Genomic DNA, 20609 nt, shown 5'->3' on the forward strand with positions numbered 1-20609 from the left:
GAAATAATCAAATTGAACTATGAAAAATCATAGTGACCGGGTGTGGGCGGTATTATGGCAAATAAGGGAGATCCAAATCCAGTGCTATTTTATCAGAATTTTTGATAGCCGCTCTTGATGAAGGATTAGGTTAAATGCTAGTTTTAACCAATTCTGGCTGCAAGCACAGCCAGGATTTGAAAATTATTGATATAAGAAATGATCACCTGGATGGACAAAAATTTGGCAACGATCTGTTCAAGAGACAGTTGCCTGTAACCAGGATTTGTTAATGTGTTGCTTAAAGAAGCAATTAATAAACAAGAGCCGCTGCGTTTTGAACATCTTCCTCTTGTTCCGAGAGCAGTATCTTGGCTTCTTCCCGAGCTAAACTTGCCTCATAGCGTAACAACTCACTTGTTTTAAAGAATCGACGTGTTTGATAACACGTCTTTTGACGTTCTTCTTTTTCAAGCCTCTCAATGACAGGTTCAGTTTCTCGGAACTCTTGTTCTGTTAAAGCAACTTGTTTTTTTGATGTTTCATCCAGGTAGGATGCAAGATCGAGCTTAGTCTGGTTCAGAAGTTGTGTTATGAGTTCTTTTCTGTTTATATCCAGTTTTTCATTATGATCATTTAAAGCATCCAGACACTCAGTTTCTTCTTCTTGAATAGAAGTCAGAGTTTCTGCTAACTGCTCGATTTGAGTGTTAATAAAGTTAATAGATCTTTGGTTGAGTAGGTTTTTGGCAGTCAATTGGCCACTCTCCCAATAGGAACAATCGGCTTCTTTTTTGCGCTTTGATGCAGCCTTAATGGTCTTATCTATATTTTCAATTTCTTTTTCATGCGCACTTATTTGTTCTGAAATATCATGCATTCTTTTGCGAGTCTCAATCAGCTCATCGTTTATCCTGGATTGCTCGCGGATAAGAACCGAATAGCGTTCATTAGGTATTTTGCCAAAAATCACTTGCAGTCGATTTTGATCTACAGGATTTAATTTCCAATTCCATCGTTTCATTTCATCGACATATTCCATTTTTTGTCGAATTAAATCAGGTAACTCATGCCGATCAATATTTAAGTTATTCCAATCAAGAGTTAAAAGCGCTTTTAATCTGAATAGTTTTTTAAACTCGGCATGTTTACGTTCTGGAAGCGCTTCAATTGCTTTTTCATCAGCTAATTGGAGCAGGGCGTCCTTATTCTTATCAAGAGTAGATTGAGCAGTTTTGAGTTTGCCTCGTTCTGAATCTAGTCGTGTTAGAAATGAAGATTGATATCCAGTAAATCCTTCTTGTAAAGGGGCATCTTCAACTTGAATTTCTATATAAGATTGAATGCCATCAGTACCATTTTGAATACGTATTTTTTTGGGGTCTACTTTTAGTAAAGCAGCAAATTGGGACTGTTTTTGAGAAAATAGACTTTCTTGAACATCTTGATTAAGCCCATCATCTTTACCCAATTCTTCTATGGAGCGTGCAAGTTGTTTTTGTAAAGCATTAAGTTGATTTAAGTAGGGCTGATACGCTTTATATGTGCTAAAGCGAGTTGTTGCTTCATATAGCTCATGAATAATATGACTTGGATTCTCTTTGCTTTGATTGCTTATTTTGAGTAGCGCCTTTTTCATATGTTCCCAAGTAGGATCATTGGTTTTAAAAAAATAAGGCGATGTTCTGGTCAACAGTTTACGAAAGGCGGCAATCTGATGTTCTGAAATCACTTTATCGTGACAATTTTGTCTAAAATGAATATCACAATTCGGGGCATTATTTAATGAGTCAATAGCATCAAGTGCATCATTAATTACCTTTCGAGGTGATGAGTGACTTATTGAAAACAAATATTTATCTTTTAAAATGACTTTATGTTGTTGAAGCGCTGTATAAAGATCACGAATTGCATCTTGATCTTGAGGCGAATTAATTAAGTTATTAGCCAAGTTATAAATAGCCAATGCTGCGTTCTTGGCGTCAGTTCGTTCAAAAAACGCATGCAAGGGAACTGGATTTTCTTTTACCCAAGCAAATTCATTAAGTAAATATTCGGCCAGTTTTTTCATAATTTCTGCATCGTAGCCTATTCGCAGCTCATTTAAATTGGCATCTTCAGGTAAATCTAAATTTCGATAAAGGGTTGAAAAACTAAGGATTAAGCCTTGCATTTTAAATTGTTCAACCAGCGAAAATTTTTTGAAATCAGAGCAATGATTTAGAATTAAAGGTTTCATTTTAGCCAATAATTCCTGAATTTGTTTACTGTCCGCGTCTTTTAATTTCTTTTGATAAAAGTTAATGATGCTGTCAGTAACTTCTTTTTGCTCATCTCCGTGCAGTACTTTATTTTTTTGTTCGATGAGTTTGTCAATTCCTTTTCTGACTATTTCGGGTATAAAGTATGAATTTTGTGATGTATTTTTAGGGAAAAATATTTTTATCGCGTTTGGACAAACAGCACAAAACTCTCCAATCAAATTGGGTAGAATTTGTTTGGTTTGCGCCAATTCCAGTTCTTTTCTTGCTTGTTCTGAAGGCTTAGTATATTCAAGAACCGCTCCTGCTTTATCAGCAATCACGGTTTCAAGATTTTGATGCATTAATGCCTTTTTTGCCGCAGTAAATTGTTTTCCTTTTTGTTGCAGCCTCGCCTGAATATTTAATTCCTGAAGGAAGTCTAATTCTTTTAGATACTTGAATCTTAGAGATTGCTCACTGCTCATATTCGCTTTTGCGGCTTTTGCTGCCCATTTTTCTTCGCGAGCAGACTCCCAAAATTTGCACGCTGATTTTTTAAACTGAGCAATACTTTCATATAGAGAATGTTCAGATACATTTGTATCCTGCGAACGAGTCAATTCACTCAAAAGCATTTCACGCCATTGATAGAGCTCATATAGCATTTTAGGATCATCAGGATAGAGCTCGAGGAGCAGGCTTTCCCACGCTTCAATTTGAAGCATCAAAATTTGTTGCGCTTCATCAATAGATTGAGTGTATGTTCTGTCAACAGTCGCCTGTAACTTGATTTTATCTCTTACTACTTCAATTGTATGTTCATTAATACGTTGACGAGTCCAAGGGAACACGTAGTAAAAGAACTTATTGAGTAAATCTTCTGGTGCTTTTACTTGATATATTGGCAACCATTCACCAGGCTTTCCATTACGCGCAGCACGACCAGCAATTTGGGTTGTCATTCTTTCGGTATCAGGATAAGTCTGAATTACAAATAAACCTTTAGGATGGTCTCCTGTATTGATATCTATCCCTTTTGCAAGCATTGCGGTACCTACAGTTATAGTATTGGCTTGACCTGCTTGCTTAATAATTTTATCCAACTCAGCAGAGGATTCCTTACCAGTAATAATCTGGATTTTGAACCCTTGCTCTTCATAGAGTTTTAAGCTGTTACCAATGGCTTGAGCTTCATCAAAATCTTCATTAACGATAAGGATGGGCTGAGTTTGCGTGTGACTCCATTTTTCAATGGCGTTTTTTCTTTGCACAATGAGCGTTTCATCATAGGGAAGAATCGTTTCATCAGGATTAATTTCCATTGTAGGCTTTGTGACAGGGCGCTTAATCTTTTTAAACGTTTCATGTATTGCCTTAATGGTTTCTCCCCGATTAAGGGTAAAGATCGGAGGATGATTTATCCGTTTGTCTCCTGCATAAGGTGCTACACTGATTGCCTGAGTTCCCACAGACGTAGCTAAACTTTCCAGCTCATTTTTATCTCCTGGAGTAGCTGAAATTCCAAGTAGACGTCCTAATGTCTTTTGGAAAAATTTGATTAATCCTCGTGCAGATTGGCTACCAAGTACTGAGGGAACTGTATCAATACAAATATACTGGGCTTGATCTTTTCGCTCTGCTTTTAAGCGAGCTTGTAATGCCTGTTGTACTGATTCAGTAAAAATTGAACCTGTTTTAGGAGTGCTACGAATTAAAGGGACACAGGCAATTTTCTTGGTAATTTCGTGGCCGGCTTCATTTTTCTCCTTGATAGGTTGCATGATGAAATGTTTGTTTTCAACCAATGTTGCGGCGACACAGCTCGCATGAATCCATTGTTTCAGTTGCGTATTACTCGATGCCATCAAATAGTTTTGTTTTTCGACATCACCGTTAAATTGCTCATTAATTTGCTTGTTGAGAAATAGTCGGAATTGGTCTAGATCTTCATCTTCATCCCAGGCTGGGTTAAGGTTGCGAAATCCTGGAAGATTAATGAATTGATATGCAAGCGGATAAATCCACTGTGCAGGATTGTTCATATTAGCAGCTTCGACTTCTGCAACGAGTTTATAAAGTGTTACTTGATCTAAAAGTGCATCGTCACATTCATCCAAAACAATATGGACTGGACCTTCAGTTTCAAGTTGTTTTTCCACTTGAGCTATTTTTGCTGCCAAGTGGAAACTGGCCATATCCTCAACTGTAGAACAGTTAATACCATTTGGTATGAATGATTCGATAGGGCTGTTACTTTGGATTAGCGCTGACTTAATTCCCAGAAAATTAAAAAAAGGCTCACAGCTGTTTTCATAATCTCGAATCAGTAGGGTTGGGTTGGCCGTCCATTGAACCACTGTACCACCTTGTGCCCATTGTAGAACAGAAAGCATAGGTGTATTGATACTCTTTCCTTCGCCCGTTTTGATACGCATTAATAAATTAGATGATGGATCCTCTAGGGCGAGCAATAGAACAAGCATTTGTGTTGTATTTGGAAATAAACCAGTGGTTCGGAAATAGATTTCTCTTAAATGCCCTAAGAGTTCCAAATGAGTTACTTCGCGTTGTTCTGGGCTTAGTTTTTGCGAACGCAATTGTTGCAGTAAGGTGCTGGCTTTTTCTTTTAAATCATGACGCGAGCACGCCGTTAATCCTTTTAAGCGGGTAAAATCACCAGGATTTAGCGGATCAGTATAGCCTAATGTTTCTATATAAGTTAGCTGTCTTGCAAGCTTCATTAGTAATGATTGAGGTAAATCTTCTTCATGAATCAAATCTTGCAAATTAAGTAAGGCATCTTTTATTCGATCCGTTGCAAATTGGCTAGGCAAATCTCTTTTTTCACCAGTTTTAGCAAAAGGGTTCGTGTCAAAGCTTAGATAATAGGCATTAATTTTTTCGGAATCATGCGCCAGCAGAGCAGAGTTGAGACTTTGTGCATTAGGGTAGGGAGGAGTAGTAAATAATTTAAGGACTTGATCCACATCAGCAGGTAAACGCCGTCTTAATCCCTTGGTGATTTCCAATAGCGCAGGTAAATTAACGGTAGAGTCTTTTTTGTTTTTAGCTAAGCCAGTCAAAATCGTAGCTACTTTTGCTCTATTCTCTGCTGGATTTATTTCTGCTAATTGTTCGAGAATATGAGGGTATGTACTCAGATTTTGGCTGTTATCCTGTGAGACTCTATTGAGTAATGCAATACAAAGTTCAGGTTGATCTATATTATTGAGCAAGAATAATTGAGTCTTTTCAACTAATTCTTGAATGAGTCCTGAATCGGTCGTCGATAGTCCCACTAAAATTTGAATAATTTGCTTGATGATTAATGATTTGATCTGTTCTGGAAGATCGGAGTTCTTGAATTTATTTAATGCAGCAAGTGGGAACGGCGTCGTGCTTTTCAAATTATGAGCTATGCTCATTTTGAAAAACATAATTTGAGTGTCTGGCTCAAGGTCCGGTAAATTAAATAGCTCAACCAAGCCATCGATTGCCCGTTCAATTGCAGCACCATCCGCATTCGGATGTTCCTCTAAAATTTCGGTTGTCAGTTTTAGATAAAGATCCAGTTTCTCCAAATCGCTTTTAATTAGCTTATTAACTAGAGTATGTTTTTGTTTATAATTTAAGCGAGCAAGAGTTCCCGTGCTAAGTTGTTTGTAGATTTTAATGAATTGTTGAGGAAGTCGATCATTGATCTCAATCAGTAAATTGAGATAATTTGCTATCGACTCAATTTTGTTTTTATAACTTTGCAGTGCCTGGTCAGCCGGAGCATTTTCATCGATTAAAGCCGCTTCATCAAGGATGCTTTTTTCAAATTCAGGATCTTGGGTATTTAACTGTTGTAATGTTTTTTTCAAAGCAGGTAATACTTTTTTCTGAATTAGTTCCTCTTTGAAGAAGAATGTTAAAGAATGGGTTTCATTAAAAGAAGCCATCCAGGATAGGCAGGTATCCAAATCCAAGTCTTTGACAATCTTTTTATTCAGGGGATTGTCAAAGAATGATTTCATTTGAGACAAAAACAGGTTATGTACCGGGCCTAACACAGCGGCAAACGCTTTATTTGTGGTCTGATCGGTAGCTTTTCTTTTTCCGGTGAGCAGAAAACTTAGAATATATTCCCCCTTTGTCTCACCAAGGATGAGGCTGTACATTCCCTCAAGTAACGCAGGTTTTTTTTCTTCAAAAAATCGAAGTTTTTCAATCACCTCTGGAAACTGAGGATTGGGGCTTTGTAGCAGATTAACTAACTCTTCAACAGCATCAAAAAGTGGTATGAGTTCCCTATTCAGTTGATCGCGTAATTGCTGAGGAACAATGAAATTTTGTAGGTTTTGTTGTAATGCGGCTTTAAGTATATCTATTTTAAATACAGCACTTCTTTTTTTAATTGCATCAACCAAAGCATCAACGATTAAATCATCGAGCTTTGAAATATCTCCATTACCTAGGACACAGCCAGGAAAAGGATTTTTTTCAATGATAAGTGCTTTTAACCATGTTTCTTGTTTTTCTAAAGTTTTACACTCAGGAGGGATTACATCTGCAGAATTTGCAAGTGCCTCCAGCAGTGCTTGAATTTGTTCTGCCTTAGGTAATGCTTGTGACTTTGATATATTGATTTGACTTAAAGTACTTAATACGGTGCTATGAAAGAGCTCGCCCTTTCTATCTTTTATGTTTTGAATTGTTAATAATAATTGTCCAATATTATCCTGACTTAAATCAGACTCATTGAGTTTTGCGAATAACTTGATGATCTCTGGGGATAAGTCCTGACGATTTTTTTGCAGCATCGCAGTAAAAGACGCAGTAACTGCCAGAGAGAATTGCTCTATTTCGGCTGGAGCAGTTTTTTGAATACGTTCTTGCAGTGTATTGAGCAATTCAAACCCTTCATTTTCCAAACACGAAACCAGTGGGGAAATGAAATCATCCTTGAGGCTTTTATTAGGAAATTCTCTTTTAAAATCAATACATTGCTTTATTAGTGTATTAATTTGCATCAATGAAGGGCTGGGTTTGAATTTAAAACACCGAGAGAATGCTTGCAGTAAATCAGTACGATCGTTTGAATCGAGCCCTTGTAATGAATGAATACAATTATTTAAAGCTTCTTTCCATTGTGCTGGATTTAGGGCGGTATTATTTGCAAAAGCACATGTTAAAATAAACGTTAATTGATTTTTCTGAACGGAAGTCCAGGAAGCAAGTTTTTCAATTTCACGAAGTTGATCCTGGATGTCCGTTAATCTTATTTCTGATTTCCAATGCTGCCCCATATATCGAAATAGCCAGGGTTTTAGTTCATAGGGTTCTTTGTCGATTTGCTGATAAATGAGTTCGGGATCGGTAATGGTATCTTCTGGGTTTTCAATGTGCATACACGCAGCAACTTGCTTAAATTGCTCAGAAGCAGGTTTTTGCAACATGGCATAATGTACGCCTGTTGCTCCCCAATTAAGTTCTGATAAGGAGAGACACTGTTCTTGTGGATTCTTAGCATGTTCTATTACATCCAATACCCGATTTAATGTAATGAGAAAATGTCCCTTATGACGAATCGGACATGGATTAGGCAGTGTAAGACTTTTTTCTGCAATCCGTGGTAGAAGTATTTGGGTATAGGCATCAAAAAAGGTATTAAAATCAAAACTGTTCCTGTCATACGCGAGATGTGCATTAACCAGCGTATTCCACCATTCTTTTTGTTCTGAAGGGAGTTGGGTTAGTTTTTGCAGATTTTTAATCCCTCGCGTACTCAAAAGTGAACTTTGTACCTCAGGATTTTTAAGAAACGCAAGGTCAATTTTTTTATTCAAACAGGCATTAAGCAGTCTGACCAATAAATTAGTGTGTGCTTCACCACCAAGTACATATTGTTTACAAAGTAATGGAATAATGAACTCATCATGTTGCTTAGGGGATAGTGCTCGCGATCCACTTGATTTAGACAATTGAAGTAAAAACGATTTGATTTCATTTTCATATGTAGGGACAAGGCTAAGCAGTGTATTTTTTTGATCAGATGAATACTTGGTTTTCAAAAGCATAGAAAGAGTATTTTGTGGAAGATGAGGGAATAGCGCTGTTGCTTCCTCAACTGAAGGTAAAGTTAACGTTTCTTGCTTTTTGAGTACAGGAGCTAAAGCAGAGGGGAGCTTTCTTGGTGTATCAGTATAACAAAGCGCTTTTTTGTCTTTGTTAATATAAAATCCTTTAGGAAGATTGCCAGGGATAATACCATCACCAAAGGCATAAAGATGCTCCTTTATTAAGGGCAGCGCAGATTCTTGCAGGTTATCAATGCCTAATGCCTTGAGTTGTTTAATTAATTCAGGAAGTTCGGTTGATTCAATCGGTATCGTGATGAAGTCATGGCTTCCTACATGTTCACTCTGATCCAGATGAATCACTTCCTGGACACTTGGAAGGGTGGGCAAAAGAATACTTTTTTGAATTTGAATGCGTGCACGGACAGCAGGGGAGTTAGAATTTAACGCATACTTTAATGGGTTAATTTTCGGTTCGCTGGATGTATTTTTAAGTAACGCTTCTGCTGTTTTATTTAATGCTGTGCGACGTGCTTGAAGTGCGAGTCGATTTGATGCCTGTTGGTTTTCTGCAATTTTAAAAATAAAGAGGCGTTTACGATCATCGTTAATAAAGTTGATCAGGCTATCAATATCATTTTCAGCGAATTGTTTTGAATCAAGCTCAATTTCTAAGGGAGTGTAGTTTATTTCCGTTTCGTATGAAGTAATTAGATTTTCTAGTAAGGATTGAATGTATTTATTTTGTGAATATTGTCGCACAGCAAAACTCCCAGAATCATAAAGAAATAAAAGAATACATGGATATTATTAACAGGAGATTAAGCGTTAAAGATGCAATGAATATTTTTTTATTTCGTCAGTAGCAAAGCGTATTATAATGAGGAAAAAAGAATATATACAATGCGCTATGTAAATATATTACTCATCGGATCATTTTATAATATGCATTTTTTTCTTTGATTGCTGCATGATCTTTATGCTTCCTTTCTTCTAATTCTGTAGTGCTCATATACTTCATATAAGCTTCTCTCATCGAAATAGAAACAGTTTGCACGAAAACAAAAATTTACAGATTGTCAGACCTTCAATCCAATGAGTGATTTTTGAAGAATTATATTGCAACAGTAATTCGCTTTGTTATTCGTTCATTACTAGCTAAGAGCATTGATTTTTTGTTAATTAGGCTGCTTTAAAAATGCATTCGTTATTTTTTTCGATTACAAAATAAACTTATTTAGAAAAATTGAAAAATTTACTTGACAGATCTTGGGCGGCTCATTAAACTGCGAACCTAATTTTGGGGTTATAGCTCAGCTGGGAGAGCGCTTGCATGGCATGCAAGAGGTCGGCGGTTCGATCCCGCCTAGCTCCACCATCAACATCTTTGATGTTGATGGAGAAAACGTTCAAGGTCCCCATCGTCTAGCGGCCTAGGACACTGCCCTTTCACGGCGGTAACAGGGGTTCGAACCCCCTTGGGGACGCCATTATTGGTGTTGAAGTTTTGTAGTAAAAAGTTTAAAATAAAAGATCCAGGTCCCCATCGTCTAGCGGCCTAGGACACTGCCCTTTCACGGCGGTAACAGGGGTTCGAACCCCCTTGGGGACGCCATATAATTGATATGGCCGATTATTTATCCTTCTATGTAATATTTCTTGTAGCCAGAAAATACCCCCCCCAAATAAGAAAGAACAGAATGATTTTATCTTGATCTTTTATTAATTAAAAAAAGTATATTCTCCTGCGAATATTTATGATGTTATGAGGTAATGAAATGAAATATAAATTAGACGGCTTTTTTAATAAAAAAAATGCTTCCTGTGTTAAAACACCAAAAATTAATACAGGAGACATTAATATAAACTACGGCGGATGTTTTGATAATTCCAGCATAAGTATTACAGTACCGCATATTACGACCGATGATGAAAATGTATCTCAGCGTATCGCTAAGGAACATACCTATACTTTAAAATTTTAAAGTGATTGGTCATGCTTTTTAGATCTTTTCGGCTCTATTCTTCAGTACAATATGAAGGGTAGAGCCGCGGTTGCTTATTTTTGCTCTCTAACATAGACCTATATTTTATACCAGGAAATAAGTCAGGTATTAAACAGCGGTTATCCTTGGCTCTGATGCACTGTGTTTATCAAATGACAGGAGTTACTCTTATAACTCTTAAAGTCGCTCAAAAATTGTTCTAGTATTAAACCCAAATAATCGTTCATGCATTCTGTATGCATACTCATCTGTCATATTGGCTAGGTAATCGCATACGATTCGATAAGCAGTCGTCTCATCCTCGGCTTGTTTAAACAAAACCCGGTTTTTATTATCTAATAAACTCCCAGGATTTGAGCTGATAGCATCGAAGAGCCTTAATACAACCGTTTGGCCCCCATACTCAAAGGTACGGGCTTCTTGAGAATCAATGACATTATCATAGATGCATTGTTTTAAATAATTCAAAAGCGCGTTCGCTTCTGGAGTGAGTGCTAGATTGTATTTGAGTAAATTATTATCGAATTGTTCATTGGTTGTTATAATTTGGGTTGAAGTAATAAAATAATTAACCATTTCTCCAATCGTTTGTTTTCTTGAATAAAGATCTGAAGAAAATAGCGAGTCGATTAATTGATTTTGACGCTTGGTTAATGATGTATTATTTAATAACTGTCGAAATTCGGGTGTATCCAGATGAGACGGACTGATGAGACGTAAATGAATCGCATCTTCAAGATCATGAACCCCATAAGCAATATCATCTGCAATATCCATAATCGAACAGTCAAAACTATGATAAGCAGATTTTCCTGTTTTTGTACCGCGAGGCATTTGTAACAGGGATTGAAATAATTCTTTATCACTATCGGAAAAAGGAGATAACAACCAATCGATTTCGGGTTGTTCGCAATCAAAATAAGCTTTGGGCGGTAACCAATCATTAATTTTAATGGTTTTATGGATGGATTCATGAACGGGCGCTTGTTTGGGAGCAACAACAGCAGAGCGTTTTACTGGATATTTTAAAATACCTAGCAATGCACGTCGTGTTAAATCAAGACCATAAACGCCATAGCTGCTCTCCACTTTGGTTAATAATCGTAGCGTTTGGCCATTTGCTTCAAATCCACCATAATCACGCATCATATAATTTAACGCTACTTCACCACCATGTCCAAACGGTGGATGACCAATGTCATGAAGCAAACAAATAACAGAAATCAGATCATCATTTGGTAATAAGCCAGCTAGTGCAATGTGTTTTTCTTGATTCATCAAGAGATTGTGTACAATGCTGCGGCCTATTGAATCGACTTCCAGAGAATGAGTCAAACGAGTTCGATGAAAATCACCTTCGTCAGTTCCTAAAATTTGTGTTTTTCTTTGTAGTCGTCTGAAGGCCGGACAGTGAATTACCCGTGTTCGATCTCGTTCATAAGGATCCCGATGATCCAGGTTTCCTCTTTGATTTGTTTGTCCCGAACGTCGATGTGTCCACATAAGTTTTTGCCGTAGAGATAAAAAAATAATTACTGTAAGACAAAATTTGTCCTTTAACAACTCAATTTTCTAAAGTTTTTTCTAATTATGTAGATATAGTAATCAAGAAGTGAATAATAAGAACTATAAATAGGGGAATGACAATGGATAAGAAAATAAACCTAGCACTCATGGTAGTTTGTGCTTTCATTATGTCTTCTTGTACTAAGGACAGTGAATACCTCACATATCCAGCTTATTCATATACTGATATTACAGAACCATATGCTATGAATAGTAATCGTATGCTTAATTATGATTATAGATATCAACCAGCGCGGGCAGTTAATGTCCCGGATTCTTATCATGTTGGCGAATTACATTCTCCAGTTTCTTTTAAGGATAGAGATCAGACCTGGGTAAATAGTCAAAATCCACAAGGTTACACTATTGAATTGGCAGAAGGTGATAAGGCATCTCAAGTGGCACAAGTTCTTTATAAAGCACCTAAAAAAGATCGGATGGCTCAGATTAAATATGAGCGCGATGGCAAAACACGTTATAAGGGCGTATACGGAACTTATGGCACTGCAGAGGAAGCACAAAAGGCATTAAATTCGTTACCACCTGAAATCAAAAGCAGTGCTTCAGTGATTAACTGGGGGAATGTGCAACAATAGACTGAAGAATTTTCCCCGAATTAGGCGATATCTTAGTTCGGGGATGGTTTGTAATTTTGATCAAGGAGTCACGACAATCTTTCCGATTTGTTCATTTGACTCCATGTATCTATGTGCATTTACTATATCTCTTAAGGCGAAAGTTTGAGCAATTCGGGGTTGAAATGAACCATCTTGCAGGTGATCAAAAACATATTTTTCAGCTTTTACACGTACCTCTGGTTGAGCTACAATTTCAAAAAGCGTATAACCGCGTACTGAAATTCCTTTACTTAAAGCGGTAAAAAGAGGGAATGGAGTGATTGGCTCCAGCGATAGATTACCATAAATAAAAAGTATTCCTCCGTGGCTCAATGTTTCTGCAAGAACCTCGACACCTTTACCTGCAATGGGATCGAATACGATTTTTACACCTTTGCCATGAGTTATTTCTTGGACACGGGTAGGTATATTTTCATCGTTTGTTACAATCACATGATCTGCCCCTAGGGCGAGTAACTCTGTTTTTTTCTTAGCAGTTCGTGTGGTGACGATGCTAATAGCTCCTTGAGCACGTGTCATTTGAATAGCAGCTAGTCCTACACTGCTACTGGCAGCAGTAATTAAAACAAAGTCATTTTTAGTAAGTTTTCCATAATGAATCAAGGCACCATATGCGGTTAAGTATTGCATCCAAATAGACGTTCCTTCCACATAAGAGAGTTTCTCGGGATATGCTGCGAGTGCGTATGCAGGAACTATAGCAACTTCTCCATATACACCATACTTACCGAGATCAAAACAAGGCACTGTGCTGTATGTCTTGCCGATCAGTTTTTTATCTACATCAGGGCCTACTGCTTCAACTATCCCAGAAGCTTCATAGCCAATTTTTGATGGAAAATGTGGTTCTATCAGATAGGCTCCAGTACGAAACATAATCTCAGCGCGATTAAGACCAATTGCATGTACACGCAAGCGAACTTCACCTTTTTCAGGTTCTGGTAATGTCGACTCTTCAAGTTTTAATACTTCCGGGCCTCCAGTTTCATGAAAACGCACAATTTTAACCATTGAATTTGACATAAAATTTCCTTATTTTTGTAAAATACTTAATTAGGGTAATTGGAGCTATGTTGCTTTAGAATCTGAACTAATGAGGATCATTAAACGAGTTACGCCTGGTGTTTTTGAGCGATCTGCTTCAAACTGCTTCACTGTAATCGCATAATGTTGATTTAATTTTTCAAGCCATGCAATAAATAAGTTGAAGGCTACGGCGTCAAAGGTAAGTTGAATATCACCTAGGCCAGTTTGTTGTAATTGATAAGGAAATTTTAGTGTCGGATCATTTTTTAGTTTTGTAGCGATCGTGGTCAGGAGTTGGCTGTTATCCACTGATTGTTTCTTTGTTTGTTTTACTTGACTTTGTTGTCTTATTTTTTGCATCCAAGTCAATGTGGCAGTTTTTTCAACGAGCTGAGCTGATTTTTGGGTTACCTTTTGGCTCAAAGGGTTATATAAAAATAAGTAATAAACGTAGAGCAAAAGGCACAGTGTTCCTCCAATCAGCATCCATTTTTCCCTTTCATTAAGACTGCTTATATAAGCTTTCACATTAACTCCAAAGTGGCTGCTACTTGTTGTTCACGTGTTGATGCTTGTGTTTGTTTTACTTTGAGTTGCAGTTTTTTTAATTCATTTTCGAGCTCTTCTAAACTGGCGAAATCCATGCTTATTATAGTTACAGATAAAGTTTTGTTTTGATATCGCAATTGTTCTACAGTATTACGATCGTTCTTCATTACTTTAGCCAATTGATTGAGTAAAAACCAAAAACGATTTTGTTCTTCTGGATTATTACTTTTTAAAAGTTGTGTAATGCGAAACTTAGGGCTAATAATTTGTTTGGCATCAGGGAAAAACTCATGATAGATCACCGCGGTTTGTTCATCAATTTTTTCGGTCTGCTTATTTAATAAATGCAACTTGATCCCATTTACTACGAGTAAGGAGATTAACCAGATACAAAAAAGGAGACTGGCTAGTTGATATCCTTTTTTGATCAAATCACTTTTATTTCCATGTTGCATTTCTCCTTGGCAGAGATTCATTATTTTCGCACTAAATATTCTTTGAGCAATCCAGGTATACGATGTTTCCTGATTTTTAGGAGACGAAGTATCAACTTGAATCGCGCTGTCTGCAAAAAGCAATGGATGGTATTGTGGATGATTTTTTAGATAGATATCAGCTAACTCCCCTGAAAGAGCACCTTTGAAGTCCTCTGTATAGATGAGTAAAGATGTCTCACTGACGCATAATTCTTGTGGCTCCAGAGCAAACCAATCAACAGTAATTGCGAAAAATTCAATGCTTTGTTCATTGAATAATTGCATCAGGTATCGAATTCGTTGTTTGCTTATTACGGTAACTAGGTATTGATTGTTTTGATACCTTTCTTTATCAAAAGCGAAATGAAGCTCATCTACAGGTTGAGCTAACTTTTCTTCCAAGGCATAAGGAATTGCGACTCGTGCTTTTCTTTCAGGAAGCCATGAAAGTTCCAGATCAAGAAGACTAACATGTTCGCATGTTTCAATCACTAAAGTTTTACATTCTATTTGTAATGATTTAATTTCTGCAAAACTGCGTTGAGCAGGTGGCGCAATTAATGCGCCACCTTCACTTAATTTAAGGCAAAAACATCCTGCTTCATCAAGATGTTTTGTAAAGAGAAAAAGAATATCCATTCCTAAGCATATGCTCTATGTTTATTTGCATTCATTGCAGTCCACTGCTGTTTCAGTTGTTGCGCTAATAGATAAACTACCAGTGCATACTGAGGGCTTGAGTTGTATCGGGTTATAACAAAGAAATTGGGATAAGCTATCCAATATTCATTTCCTTTAGCAGTGACCAGTTCAATCAACGCAGCGCGTGAAGGATGATTATGTGCTGCGGTCACTGGCTTAACTCCATGTGCAACGAGCTGTGAATAGTAATAATTTGGCTTTTTAGGATTCATTTGAATACGTTTATGGAGTGTGCCTACCAATTTGGCATTTTGAGCAACTCCATCATTCGGTTTCCAGCCATGCTGGTAGAAGTAATTCGCGATACTTCCTATAGAATCGGCATTATTTGTTACCAAGTCGCGTTTACCTGTATTATTAAAATCAACAGCAAAATTTCGGTAACTGCTGGGCATAAATTGTGGTTGACCTATAGCGCCAGCATAGGAGCCTTTGTATTGAGTAGCGGGAACACCATGTTCACGACAAAGTAGAAGATACTCTTTTAGTTCTTTAGTGAAGTAGGGGGAGCGTTTGGGATAGTTAAATGCCAATGTTGCCAATGCATCTAGAACTCGATGATCTCCTTGACGTTCTCCGTATAACGTTTCTACACCTAGAATTGCAATAATAATTTCTGGTGGAACGCCATATTTTTTCTGTGCTCGGTCTAAGGCTTCTCTGTTAGCAACCCAATAGTCCAATCCACCTTTTAAACGTGCAGGAGTGAGAAATAAATCTCTGTAAACATCCCAGTTTTTCTTTTCGTAGGGTTTTTCCATTGATTCAATAATATCAGGCTGAATAACTACTTGATTCATTATTGCTGTAAGTTCTTTGGCATTAAAGTGGTACTCTTTGACCATACTTTTGATAAAAAGCTGCACATCTTTTCTTTTCGTAAATGCGGTATCTGAATATGTTGAGAATGAAAGAAGTAGCAATATTATTGCAATAAACCCCAAACTTGGTATTCGTCGCATAGCGCATCCTAATAAACATCAAATGATAAATCTTATTAAAAAAGGACTATATTAGCAAATACTTTAAGGCCGCGCATATTTAAGCTAGAATGCGCTATTTGCAAAATAGGTATTTCAGTTGAGTGATTTAAAGCGAATTCGTAATTTTTCAATTATTGCCCATATTGATCATGGTAAATCTACCTTAGCAGATCGATTTATCCAAATTTGTGGCGGTTTATCCGAGCGTGAAATGAGTGCTCAAGTACTTGACTCAATGGATATAGAACGAGAGCGAGGCATCACGATTAAAGCACAGTGTGTTTCTCTGAATTACACTGCGAAAGACGGTAAAACTTACCTCTTGAATTTCATTGATACACCAGGCCATGTCGATTTCAGCTACGAGGTATCGCGTTCCCTGGCCGCATGTGAAGGTGCAATTCTTGTTGTTGATGCAGCCCAGGGTGTTGAAGCACAAACTGTTGCTGTCTGTTACACAGCGATTGACCAATCATTATCGGTTTTGCCGGTACTTAACAAAATTGATTTACCGCAAGCGGAACCCGAACGTGTTATTTCAGAAATTGAAGATATTATTGGTGTTGATGCTCATGATGCAATTCGAGTAAGTGCTAAAAGTGGTTTAGGTGTAGAAGATGTACTTGAGGCTTTAGTGACTCGTATTCCTTCACCAGAAGGGGATATTAACCAACCCTTACAAGCATTGATTATCGATTCATGGTTTGATAGCTATCTTGGTGTTGTTTCTTTAGTACGTATTGTAAATGGCTCAATACGTAAAGGGGATAAGATGAGAGTTATGTCCACAGGACGCTCATATGAAGTCGACCAGGTAGGTATATTTACTCCTAAACGGACAAAGCTGGATGTATTAAATGCCGGTGAGGTAGGTTATTTGGTAGCCGGAATTAAAGAAATTCAAGGTGCGCCAGTAGGTGATACGCTCACTCTGGAAAAAAATCAGGCAGTTAAACCACTTCCTGGGTTCCAACGCGTGAAACCTCAAGTTTATGCTGGTTTATTTCCTATCAGTTCTGATGATTTTGAAGCATTCCGTGAAGCCCTGGCTAAGTTAAGCTTGAATGATGCTTCATTATTTTACGAACCTGAGTCTTCTGAAGCGTTGGGTTTTGGTTTCCGATGTGGATTCTTAGGTATGCTTCATATGGAAATCGTCCAAGAACGCCTGGAAAGAGAGTACAATCTCGATTTAATATCGACTGCGCCTACAGTTGTTTATCAAATTTTGACACAAAAAGGCGAGACGATGCTGATTGATAATCCTTCTCTTTTGCCGCCACTTCCGCAAATTAAAGAAATGTATGAGCCTATTGTGAGGGCAAATATACTTGTACCCCAAGATTTTCTCGGTTCAATCATTAATTTGTGTGTTGAACGACGTGGTATCCAGGTCAATATGACCTACAGTGGTCGCCAAGTTTCTGTAACCTATGATATTCCTATGAGTGAAGTGGTTTCTGATTTTTTTGATCGATTAAAATCAGTAAGCCGTGGCTATGCATCACTTGATTATAATTTTTTACGGTTTCAAGAAGCTGATTTAGTTAAAATGGACATTTTGATTAATAGTGAGCGTGTGGATGCGCTTTCAGTTATTGTTCATCGCGCTTCAGCTCAAACGCGTGGAAAATTAATCGCTGAAAAAATGCGTGATTTAATTCCACGACAAATGTTTGATGTTGCAATTCAAGCTGCTTTAGGTAGCCATATTATTGCCAGACAAACAGTAAAAGCATTACGTAAGAACGTCACTGCAAAATGTTATGGTGGTGATGTGACCCGAAAACGAAAATTATTGGAAAAACAAAAAGCAGGTAAAAAGCGCATGAAGCAAGTAGGGCATGTGGAAATACCGCAAGAAGCGTTCATGGCTGTTTTCCAAACTGATAAAAAGAAATAGTACAAGGTATTAATGATACGTTGGATGTATTATTCGAAACTAAGTTTGATTAGGATATAAATTTATGAATTTTGCTTTAATATTGGTTGTACTATCGTTCATCAGCGGTTTTATCTACTTATTAGATGTTCTTTTTTGGGCAAGAAAACGCGCTGAGGATCAAAAACCAAATCGTATTATTGAATATTCACGATCTTTTTTTCCTGTATTTTTTATTGTATTAATCTTACGCTCGTTTTTAATTGAACCCTTCCGTATTCCTTCTGGGTCGTTGGAGCCAACATTGCTTGTTGGTGATTTTGTCGCTGTAAATAAATTTATTTATGGATTAAGACTTCCTGTGTGGGAAAAGAAAGTGGTTTCAATTTCTGACCCTAAAACAGGGCAGGTTGCTGTATTCCGCTGGCCGCCCGATCCTTCCTATGATTACATCAAAAGGGTTATTGGAGTACCTGGAGATAAAATTAGTTATCACAATAAGGTGTTAACGATTAATGGAAGAAAAGCAAAACAGACTTTTGTTGAGTACACTATTGATGAAAGTTCGGGGAAAGCTGTAGCTAAATATCAAGAAGATTTAAATGGTACAGTACATAATATTTTTGTTAGAACTGATGTTCCAGCTGTAGATTTTGATATTGTGGTACCCGAAGGGAATTATTTCATGATGGGTGATAATCGCGACGACAGCGCGGACAGTCGGTTCTGGGGCTTTGTACCCGAATCTTATTTGCGAGGTAGAGCATTTTTAGTTTGGATGAGTTGGAATAGCAAAAAAGATAACGTTCGTTGGTCTAGAATAGGAAAATTGATCCCTTAAGGATGCGATATCGTTTATGATTCTCTGATTAAAGAACTTACTTTAAGTTGAAACAGAAAAGGAATAGCAAATGCACAAACAAAAGGGAATGACTTTTATAGGGATGATATTTACAGTCGTTGTGATTGTTATGGCTGCAATCGTTGTAATGCGTGTTATTCCTGTTTACTTGCAGTATTACTCCATAATCAAATCGGTAAAGGGATTGAATACAGTCCCCGTATCCACATTAAGTGGTGATCCCATGGCAGATGTTAATCTTCTAAAGAGCACCATGGATAAGCGCCTAGATATTAATGGAGTGGAAAGTTTAAAGGATAATCAGTTAATGATTGAACCTATAGGTTCCAATAAATTTAGAGTGAAAGTGAAATATCAAGTTATTAAGCCCTTAGTATATAATATAAGCTTATTATTTGATTTTGATCATACTGAAGAGGTTGTAGCAGGCAGTGAAAGTTGATTTAGAAAGATTATGCAGGCGATTAAATTATCAATTCAATAATATTGCCTATCTCAAGCAAGCCTTAACACATTGTAGCGTTGGTAGTGAAAACTATGAGCGTTTCGAGTTTCTTGGCGATTCAATTTTAAGTTTTGTAATTGCCAATGAATTGTTTCATCGCTTTCCCTTGCAAAGCGAGGGCCAATTAAGTCGTTTACGTTCATTTTTAGTTCGAGGCGAGATGTTGGTTGAATTGGCTAAAGAAATTAATCTGGGTGACTTCCTGTTTTTAGGACAGGGTGAGTTGAAAAGTGGTGGTTTTCGACGTGCCTCAATTCTTGCTGATGCTATGGAGGCGGTTTTTGCAGCAATTTTTCTTGATGGGGGGATCGAGGCTGCGAAAGAAGTTATTTTAAAGATATTTCAATCCAGGCTTGAAGATTCTAATCTAAATGATTGTCTAAAAGATGCCAAAACTCAATTACAGGAATATTTACAAGCTGAAAAAATGGCTCTTCCAGAGTACACTTTGACTAAGGTGGAAGGGGATGAACACAATCAGATATTTTACATAACATGTATGGTAATAGGTGTAAAACAACAAACTTTTGGCCAAGGCTCAAATCGTAGAAAAGCAGAACAATTAGCTGCGAAGTTGATGTTAGAACTATTACGTTCACCAAAATCTCTTTAGTACATTAGGTTGTTTATTTTATAGGCTTCATTTACGATTAAGCGCCAAGATCGCATAAGTGAAACCTGATAGCCTCTATTTTAAAATCTAGGGAAGAATTCACTATATTCCCTCCCGCCCCCCCGAACTTTCGGCAAGTCTGCGTAACTGAAGACAGGTCTGTTGTTTAGCAGACCTATTGTCTCAATGAAAGGCAATGCGTTTACCTATTGCCTCAATGAAAGGTGTTGCCGAAGGACAAAAAATATACTGAGTCGTTGCCTCAAAATAGGTGTTGCTTTTGAGAGGTTTTGTTGCAGTTAATAAATAGTTGCTATTGAGCCTGGTGGATATGTGGACGAGAAGCCTGTGAGTGTGAGCAATAGCTGTGGGTAACGTCTTTTTGTTATCCATGGCTTTGTTCACACGTCCCATAGGGCACAGGCAGGTCCGAAGGACTCGTCCATCATATCCCCAGGGTTTATCCCCAAACAGGTCTAATGCACTGTTTAATCTTTTCATTAAATAGCCTTTCTCT

General features: G+C 37.4%; 13 protein-coding genes and 3 tRNA genes. 9 read left to right on the forward strand and 7 right to left on the reverse strand.

Annotation, left to right across the window (positions count from 1 at the left end; translation table 11 throughout):
• Nucleotides 1-292: 292 nt before the first annotated feature.
• Nucleotides 293-9046, reverse strand: coding sequence for a helicase-related protein (locus BW930_RS13310; RefSeq protein ID WP_058467541.1), 8754 nt, complete (start codon nt 9044-9046; stop codon nt 293-295).
• Between the two features lie 540 nt (nt 9047-9586).
• Here BW930_RS13310 and BW930_RS13315 point away from each other — a divergent pair.
• The 4 genes from BW930_RS13315 to BW930_RS13330 all read left to right on the forward strand — a co-directional run bounded on the left by BW930_RS13315 (nt 9587) and on the right by BW930_RS13330 (nt 10269).
• Nucleotides 9587-9662: transfer RNA gene (locus BW930_RS13315), tRNA-Ala, on the forward strand.
• 36 nt (nt 9663-9698) lie between these two features.
• A tRNA-Glu gene (locus tag BW930_RS13320) sits at nt 9699-9774 on the forward strand.
• Between the two features lie 49 nt (nt 9775-9823).
• Nucleotides 9824-9899 (forward strand) — tRNA-Glu (locus tag BW930_RS13325).
• A gap of 163 nt (nt 9900-10062) precedes the next feature.
• Nucleotides 10063-10269, forward strand: a complete 207-nt coding sequence (locus tag BW930_RS13330; RefSeq protein WP_058467540.1) for a hypothetical protein — start codon at nt 10063-10065, stop codon at nt 10267-10269.
• 198 nt (nt 10270-10467) lie between these two features.
• On the opposite strand, the gene BW930_RS13335 is transcribed toward BW930_RS13330, so the two are convergent.
• Entirely contained in the window at nt 10468-11793 is a 1326-nt protein-coding gene (locus tag BW930_RS13335) for an anti-phage deoxyguanosine triphosphatase (RefSeq protein WP_058467539.1), read from the reverse strand.
• A 143-nt stretch (nt 11794-11936) separates the two neighbouring features.
• On the opposite strand from BW930_RS13335, the gene BW930_RS13340 reads away from it, so the two are divergent.
• A complete protein-coding gene (locus tag BW930_RS13340) occupies nt 11937-12452 on the forward strand; it encodes an SPOR domain-containing protein (RefSeq protein ID WP_058467538.1) in 516 nt (171 codons plus the stop codon).
• A gap of 60 nt (nt 12453-12512) precedes the next feature.
• On the opposite strand, the gene BW930_RS13345 is transcribed toward BW930_RS13340, so the two are convergent.
• The 4 genes from BW930_RS13345 to mltB are packed head-to-tail and all read right to left on the reverse strand — an operon-like array spanning nt 12513 to nt 16209.
• Nucleotides 12513-13517 (reverse strand): zinc-dependent alcohol dehydrogenase family protein, encoded by a 1005-nt coding sequence (locus BW930_RS13345; RefSeq protein ID WP_058467537.1) that lies wholly within the window; start codon nt 13515-13517, stop codon nt 12513-12515.
• A gap of 45 nt (nt 13518-13562) precedes the next feature.
• Nucleotides 13563-14048 carry a type II secretion system protein M gene (locus tag BW930_RS13350; protein WP_058467536.1) on the reverse strand — a complete coding sequence of 162 codons (486 nt, stop codon included), beginning with the start codon at nt 14046-14048 and terminating at the stop codon, nt 13563-13565.
• Nucleotides 14045-15184, reverse strand: a complete 1140-nt coding sequence (gspL, locus tag BW930_RS13355; RefSeq protein ID WP_058467535.1) for a type II secretion system protein GspL — start codon at nt 15182-15184, stop codon at nt 14045-14047. Before gspL ends, BW930_RS13350 begins: the two co-directional genes overlap by 4 nt.
• Before the next feature lie 2 nt (nt 15185-15186).
• Nucleotides 15187-16209, reverse strand: coding sequence for a lytic murein transglycosylase B (mltB, locus tag BW930_RS13360; protein ID WP_058467534.1), 1023 nt, complete (start codon nt 16207-16209; stop codon nt 15187-15189).
• Between the two features lie 118 nt (nt 16210-16327).
• Between mltB and lepA the strand changes: the two genes are divergently transcribed.
• The 4 genes from lepA to rnc all read left to right on the forward strand — a co-directional run bounded on the left by lepA (nt 16328) and on the right by rnc (nt 20092).
• Nucleotides 16328-18133, forward strand: coding sequence for a translation elongation factor 4 (gene lepA / locus BW930_RS13365; RefSeq protein ID WP_058467533.1), 1806 nt, complete (start codon nt 16328-16330; stop codon nt 18131-18133).
• A gap of 64 nt (nt 18134-18197) precedes the next feature.
• On the forward strand, nt 18198-18953 hold the full coding sequence (lepB, locus tag BW930_RS13370; protein ID WP_058467532.1) for a signal peptidase I: 756 nt from the start codon (nt 18198-18200) through the stop codon (nt 18951-18953).
• Nucleotides 18954-19023: 70 nt separating this feature from the next.
• The gene (locus BW930_RS13375) at nt 19024-19416 is read left to right on the forward strand and encodes a DUF4845 domain-containing protein (RefSeq protein ID WP_058467531.1); all 393 of its coding nucleotides are present in this window, start codon (nt 19024-19026) and stop codon (nt 19414-19416) included.
• The gene (gene rnc, locus BW930_RS13380; protein ID WP_058467530.1) at nt 19406-20092 is read left to right on the forward strand and encodes a ribonuclease III; all 687 of its coding nucleotides are present in this window, start codon (nt 19406-19408) and stop codon (nt 20090-20092) included. The genes BW930_RS13375 and rnc overlap by 11 nt, the downstream gene beginning before the upstream one ends.
• Nucleotides 20093-20275: 183 nt before the next feature.
• Here the strand turns inward: rnc and BW930_RS13385 are convergent.
• Nucleotides 20276-20609, reverse strand: a 334-nt coding sequence (locus BW930_RS13385) for a hypothetical protein (protein WP_217697073.1), incomplete at its 5' end; no start/stop codon positions are given.

It is taken from the genome of Fluoribacter gormanii (assembly GCF_900156395.1).
In the GTDB taxonomy this organism is placed as follows: Bacteria; Pseudomonadota; Gammaproteobacteria; order Legionellales; family Legionellaceae; genus Legionella; species Legionella gormanii.